General features: G+C 68.3%; 4 protein-coding genes and 1 riboswitch. All 4 genes read right to left on the bottom strand.

Annotation, left to right across the window (positions count from 1 at the left end; translation table 11 throughout):
- Positions 1 to 164 precede the first annotated feature (164 nt).
- The 4 genes from ACFXI3_RS18935 to ACFXI3_RS18920 all read right to left on the bottom strand — a co-directional run bounded on the left by ACFXI3_RS18935 (position 165) and on the right by ACFXI3_RS18920 (position 5,634).
- A complete protein-coding gene (locus ACFXI3_RS18935) occupies positions 165 to 1,178 on the bottom strand; it encodes a methionine ABC transporter ATP-binding protein (protein WP_378400804.1) in 1,014 nt (337 codons plus the stop codon).
- A gap of 216 nt (positions 1,179 to 1,394) precedes the next feature.
- Positions 1,395 to 1,485, bottom strand: a riboswitch (SAM riboswitch).
- A gap of 579 nt (positions 1,486 to 2,064) precedes the next feature.
- Positions 2,065 to 2,907, bottom strand: a complete 843-nt coding sequence (gene rsmA / locus ACFXI3_RS18930) for a 16S rRNA (adenine(1518)-N(6)/adenine(1519)-N(6))-dimethyltransferase RsmA (RefSeq protein WP_378400802.1) — start codon at positions 2,905 to 2,907, stop codon at positions 2,065 to 2,067.
- A 92-nt stretch (positions 2,908 to 2,999) separates the two neighbouring features.
- A complete protein-coding gene (locus ACFXI3_RS18925) occupies positions 3,000 to 4,382 on the bottom strand; it encodes a transglycosylase family protein (protein ID WP_344281235.1) in 1,383 nt (460 codons plus the stop codon).
- Between the two features lie 427 nt (positions 4,383 to 4,809).
- Entirely contained in the window at positions 4,810 to 5,634 is an 825-nt protein-coding gene (locus ACFXI3_RS18920) for a TatD family hydrolase (protein WP_378400800.1), read from the bottom strand.
- Between the last annotated feature and the right edge of the window lie 232 nt (positions 5,635 to 5,866).

The following is a 5,866-nucleotide window of genomic DNA, read 5'->3' as shown; positions in this document are numbered from 1 at the left end:
CCCTCACGCCGGGCAGCCCCCAAACGTCGGCATAAAAGCGATCCCGCCCGCGACGGCGGAGCCGGCGCCAAAAACACAGCTGTCTGGCTAACCCACCAACCCAACCACCACGGGCCGCCCCCCACCCGGAGCGGCCCGCGAACGCCTTACGTCAACCCAAAACCTCAAGCCGCCACAACACTCTGCGGCCCACGAACCACCTGACTAACAAACGCCCCCCGATCAGAAATCCAAGACAGCGCAGCGTCAGCCCGCTCCCCACGCACCCCCAACCGGAACCGAGCGATCGGCGTATCCCCAATACGAGTGAGGCCACCACCAATAGTCGCGAGCTCCACGTCGAAGCGACTAGCCGCCTCAGGCAGCAGCGCACCCACCGACGCAAACCCGATCAGCACGACGTCGACCGCGCGGTCGTACTTCGCGGACTGGGTGCGCGAGGTCTCGATCGACGGCAGCACCGCCTGCGCGGTCCAGCTGTCCGGCGTGGAGATCAGGTCGAGCACTGTGCCGCGTTCGACGATCGCGCCGTTGTCGAGCACCGCGACGTCGTCGCAGACTCGGCGGACGACGTCGGCGTCCGGCGTGGTGACGACGACCGTCACGCCCAGTTCGGCGCGCGCCCGGTCGAGCACGGCGAGCACCGCGCCGGCGTCTTCCGCCGAAACCCCGGCGGTCGGGTCGTCGGCGAGCAGTACGGCCGGTCCGGCGGCGAGCGCCTTGGCGACCGCGACCCGGCGGAGCTGGCCGTCGGTGAGTTCTTCCGGCTTTTGCGCGGCGCGCGGGGTGAGGCCGACCAGGTCGAGCAGCGAGCCGACGCGGCTGCGCCGCTGCGGGCCGTCGACGCCGAGCTGTTCCAGCGGGCTGGCGATGTTGCCCGCGATGGTGCGCTCGGCGAGCAGCTCCGATTTGGTCCCGACGACACCGAGCTGGCGGCGGATCTCCCGCAGCCGCTTGCCGTCCAGCGTCGCGGTGTTGAGGCCGTCGAGCCGCACGACGCCGCGGTCGGGGCGCTCCTGCAGCGCGATGCAACGGGCGAGGGTCGACTTGCCGGAGCCGGACGGACCCACGATCCCGAACAGCGAGCCGGCTTGCACGTCAACGCTCACGTCGCGCAGCGCGGCGACACGATTTCCGTGGAAGGGAAAGGACTTGGACACGTTTTCGACAGTGATCACGAAAGGGCTCCAGGCATACGAGGCGCGGCGCCGGATCCGGGCGCGCCAAGGCGTCATCGAATTACCGTCCACAGTGGACGGCGCAAGAAACTGCGGGAAAAACGATCAGGCGATGACCATGGAGCGTTGACACGCACATACCGAGCGGCGACCTTCGTCGACTACGCGCCGGCGGGTCAGCAGGAGCGGGCGGGTGACCCTCTTCATCGAAAACAGCCTCCATCGGTCCTGGCGGTAGCACCTGCCCTGCGGAGGGTGGTTGCTGCGACTTCGGCGAGCCAGGTCTCTCAGTCGCTCGGGATGGACGCTTTCGAGTAAAGCCGATCCCATTGGCTGAACGCAAGCGCGTTGGTGCAGATCACACGTCTGGTGGTGCCCGCATATCGGAACACGGCGTCCAAGACCCGGAAACCCGGAACCTCGGTCCCCGAACATTGCCCCGACCTGCGGAACCCTCGCACCGGCGGCGGGCGGCGAACTAGTTCGTTCCACTGTGGACGATCAAGAATCTTTGTGGAACAAGAGTTTTCCCGTTGTCAAGTGACCGGTGGCCGCGGCCTTCGAGGCCGTACGCCGCGGGTCCGCGACTGGGTCGAGATAGGTCAGCGGAGCGAAGCACCTCGAACCGGCGTCGCTGAACAATCCGGTCCGGGGAGCAATCAAGCTCCCCCGAATGCCACGGCCGTGACGAGCCGCCCGTCACAGGTAACCGGCCATCTCAGCCGCCATCGCGCGATGACCGAGAGTAGCTACGAGACCTCGGAATGATCCACGATCAGCGACGACGCAAGATCATCAGGCCACGCAACGAAATCGAAGCCCCGCTCCCGGAATACCCGCCACGCCGCCGCAGTTGGACGTCACAAGCGAGCGCCGTGGGAGGGGGTCAGTTTCCGGCAGCCGCGATCCGCGCGAACGCGTGCACGTCGAGCTGCTCCCCGCGCGTCTTCGGGTCGATCCCCGCTTCGGCGAGCAACTCACCGGCCCGCTCCGCGGAACCGGCCCACCCGGCGAGCGCGGCCCGCAAAGTCTTGCGCCGCTGCGAAAACGCCGCGTCGACCACCGCGAACAACCGCGCGCGATCCACCCCGGACACCGGGTCAGTCCGGGTGAACGACACCAGCGCGGAGTCGACGTTCGGCACCGGCCAGAACACCGCGCGCGGCACTGCGGCGACCTTGCGCGCCGGTCCGTACCAAGCGAGCTTCACGCTCGGCACGCCGTAAGTCCGGCTGCCCGGCCCGGCCGCCATCCGATCGGCCACCTCGGTCTGGACCATCACGAGCCCACCGCGCAGCGACGGCAACTCGGCCAGCAGGTGCAGCACCACCGGCACCGCGACGTTGTACGGCAGGTTCGCCACGATCGACACCGGCTCAGCCGGGAGGTCGGCGGCCCGCACACGCAACGCGTCGGCACCGACGACGGTCAGCCGCTCCGCCGCCTCCGGGGCGCGCTCGGCGACGGTCTGCGGCAGGCGGGCGGCCAGCACCGGATCGATCTCCACGGCGACGACCTGAGCGCCGGCGGCGAGCAAGCCCAGCGTCAGCGACCCGAGACCGGGCCCGACCTCCAGCACGACGTCCCCCGGCCGCACGCCGCCGAGTTCGACGATGCGGCGGACCGTGTTGGGGTCGTGCACGAAGTTCTGCCCGAGCTTCTTCGTGGGCCGGACGTCGAGTTCGTCGGCCAGCCCGCGGATTTCGGCAGGCCCCAGCAGTTCCACCACCGCACGAGCCTACCCAGCGACGACGCGGCGGACGAAAACAGGCGGCCGGGAGCGCGAGGCTCCCGGCCGCCTGCCGGAAAATCAGGGAGTGCTCAGGCCTTGTAGCCGCAGCCCCAGGCGCTGTAGCCGCCGCGCGCGTCGCGCACCTTCTCGGCGGTCGCGATCTGCTGCTCGCGGGTGGCCTTGTCGGCCGTCGGCGCGTACTGCGTGCCGCCGTAAGCCGCCCAGGTCTGCTTGTCGAACTGGAGGCCGCCGTAGTAGCCGTTGCCGGTGTTGATGGACCAGTTGCCGCCCGACTCGCACTGCGCGATGCGGTCCCACACGCCGGTGTCGCCGATGGCCGGGGCCGGCGGCTTCTTGGTGCCGACCTTGATGATCTTGGCCTTGGCCTCGACCAGGGTCTTCTCCGAGATCTGCTCGCGCGAGATCTCTTCGCCGTTCTTCTTGGTGACCTTGTAGGTCACGAGCTTCTTGCCCGGCGTGCCCGGGTCGTCGACGCTCTGCTGGCCCTGCAGCTGCGTCGGGTCGTCGACCTTCTGCACCTCGGGGTCGATGGTCTCTTCCTGGTTGACCATCGACACGCCCATGCGGCTGACGTGGACCTCGGCGCCGTTCTTCAGACTGACGTCGAGGCCGCCGTCGATCGCGTCGTCCGGGCCGAGGTTCAGCTTCAGGTCGGAGACGAACTCCTTGGTGGTCACCGCGTTGGTGCTCACCTGGCGGGGCGCGTTGGTGCCGTCGAAGAGCGTGATGTGCTTGAGGGTCTTGACCTGGACGGTCGAGCCTTCCAGCGGCAGTTCGCCGGACGACGGCATCGACGTCCACGCGCCCTGGGAAAGCATGCTGCCCATGCCGAGCTGGTTCATCGCCTCGCCGAGCGAGGTCGCCCGGACCCAGGAGGGCCGCGACACGCCGTCCACGACGAGGTTCAGCTGACGGCCGCGCTCGAGCTTGATGACGCCGCCGTCGCCGACCGCCGCCTGCGGCGAGGGCGAAAGCGCGTCGTGCTCGCCGACCGAGAGGCCCGCGTCCTTGAGGACGTCGCCGACAGTGCCGCCGAAGCTGTGCACGGTCTGCTGGTGGCCGTCGACGTCGACGGTGATGCTCTTGTTCATCGCGAGCGCCGCCGCGCCGCCACCGCCGACGGTGACCAGCAGCGAAAGCACCGCGCCCTTGAGGAAGCGGCGCTTCCAGGTCTTGGTGGCCTCGCGCAGCCCTTCCTCGACCGCGGCCTTCTTGGCCTGCGGGGAGGCGGTGCGGTCTTCCTCGACCTCGTCCGGGAGGACGAGCGGCGGAAGCATCGTGGTTTCCGCGTTGATGAGGCGGATCAGCTCGTCGACGTCGACGTCGATTTCCGACATCAGCATGTCGGCGTCCGGGCCCAGCGCGGCGAGCACGTCCTGCTCGGTCACGCGGAGCTCGTCGGAGAAGTCAAGCTGCCCGTAGGCGGTGTCTTCGAGCTCGCGGTCGAGCACGGCCACCGAGGACGGGGAGGAGGAGAAATACGCCGTACCCGCGTCAAGACGCGAGTCATCCTGCCGACTACCAGTCACCGGGTCGTTCCCTTTCCCAAGACATCGCGCGTGTTTCGCGCGTCGTCCTTCGTTCGCGACGCACCCTCGGGCGCGCCTCTCAAGTCCGACACCCCCAGCCAGCGCCATCGTCACGGTCCCAGGTCGTACCAACCCCGGTTCCGCTTCCCCGACGTGCACTGACGTGACTGGTGGGCGTATCAGCCGGCTCCGCTGCGCGGAACCGACCGGCACGATCACGGGACAGTAACGGGTGTTGGCAGGTTGCGCAAACACCCCCCGGAGTGTCGTGACTTGCGTCACTCATCAGGTGGACGAATGCACGGTCTCGAATGTCGCAATCCGTGCAAGCCGTTGTGACACTGAGGAATCAGGCGGGCAGCCGGTATGCGCGTTCAGCAGTGGTCCGGACCGCTTCGGCCACCTCGTGGACCGCCTCGCCGCGCAGAGCCGCGAGGTACCGGACGGTGTAAGCGGTGCAATACGGCTCGTTCGGCCGCCCACGGTAGGGATGAGGCGTCAGAAACGGCGCGTCAGTCTCAGCGAGGAACTGCCCACGCGGCACGATGCGCGCGGCCTCGTGCAGCCCGCGCGCGTTCTTAAAGGTGACCGTGCCCGCGAAGGACAAGATGTAGCCCTTGTCGATACAGCGGCGCGCGATGTGCTCGTCGCCAGAGAAGCAGTGGAAGACGACCGTCTCGGGCGCGCCTTCCTCGTCGAGGATGCGAAGCACGTCCTCGTGCGCGTCGCGATCGTGGATCATCAGCGCCTTGCCAAGCCGCTTCGCGAGATCGATGTGCCAACGGAAGGCAGCCTGCTGCGCATCGTGCGGCGAGTAGTCCCAGTAGTAATCGAGCCCCGTCTCGCCGACCGCGACCACGCGCTCCCCCCGCGCCAACCGCTCCACTTCGGACTGTTCGGCGACGCCGAATTCCTTGGTGCGCGTGGGATGAATAGCCACCGCAGCAAACACCCGCGAGTCCCACGTGGACGCTTCGGACGCCCACCGAGCAGCAGCAAGATCATCCGCAACGGTGACAACCCGCGCGACCCCAGCCCGCTCAGCCCGGTCAACCATCGCGGCAACATCAGCCGCGGTCTCCGCCCCACAGGCGTCAAGATGAGTGTGCGCGTCAACCACCGTCACCGGCAGCCGATCAGGAATCGGCGGAAGTTCGCGCTTCTCGTCACCCATGGCACCCAAGCTACTGCGCGGCGCCCCCAATGTGGCATTGGGTGCGTCCCACGCACCGAACGCCACATTGGGTGCGTCAGACGCACCCAATGCCACATTGGGGCGCTTGCCCCGGCCTCAACCGCAGCCCGCGCACCCAACCATGGAGGCACCCACCCCGCCCCCAACCCCGATCCGAAGCCGCCCTGCGGTTCGGGGGTGGATGGTAATGCAGATTTAGCCCCAGAGGAAC

The sequence above is a fragment of the Amycolatopsis sp. NPDC059235 genome (assembly GCF_042754125.1).
GTDB classification, from domain to species: domain Bacteria; phylum Actinomycetota; class Actinomycetes; order Mycobacteriales; family Pseudonocardiaceae; genus Amycolatopsis; species Amycolatopsis albidoflava.
Note: the sequence above shows the minus strand (reverse complement) of the source record. Positions and strands in the feature narration are given on the sequence as shown.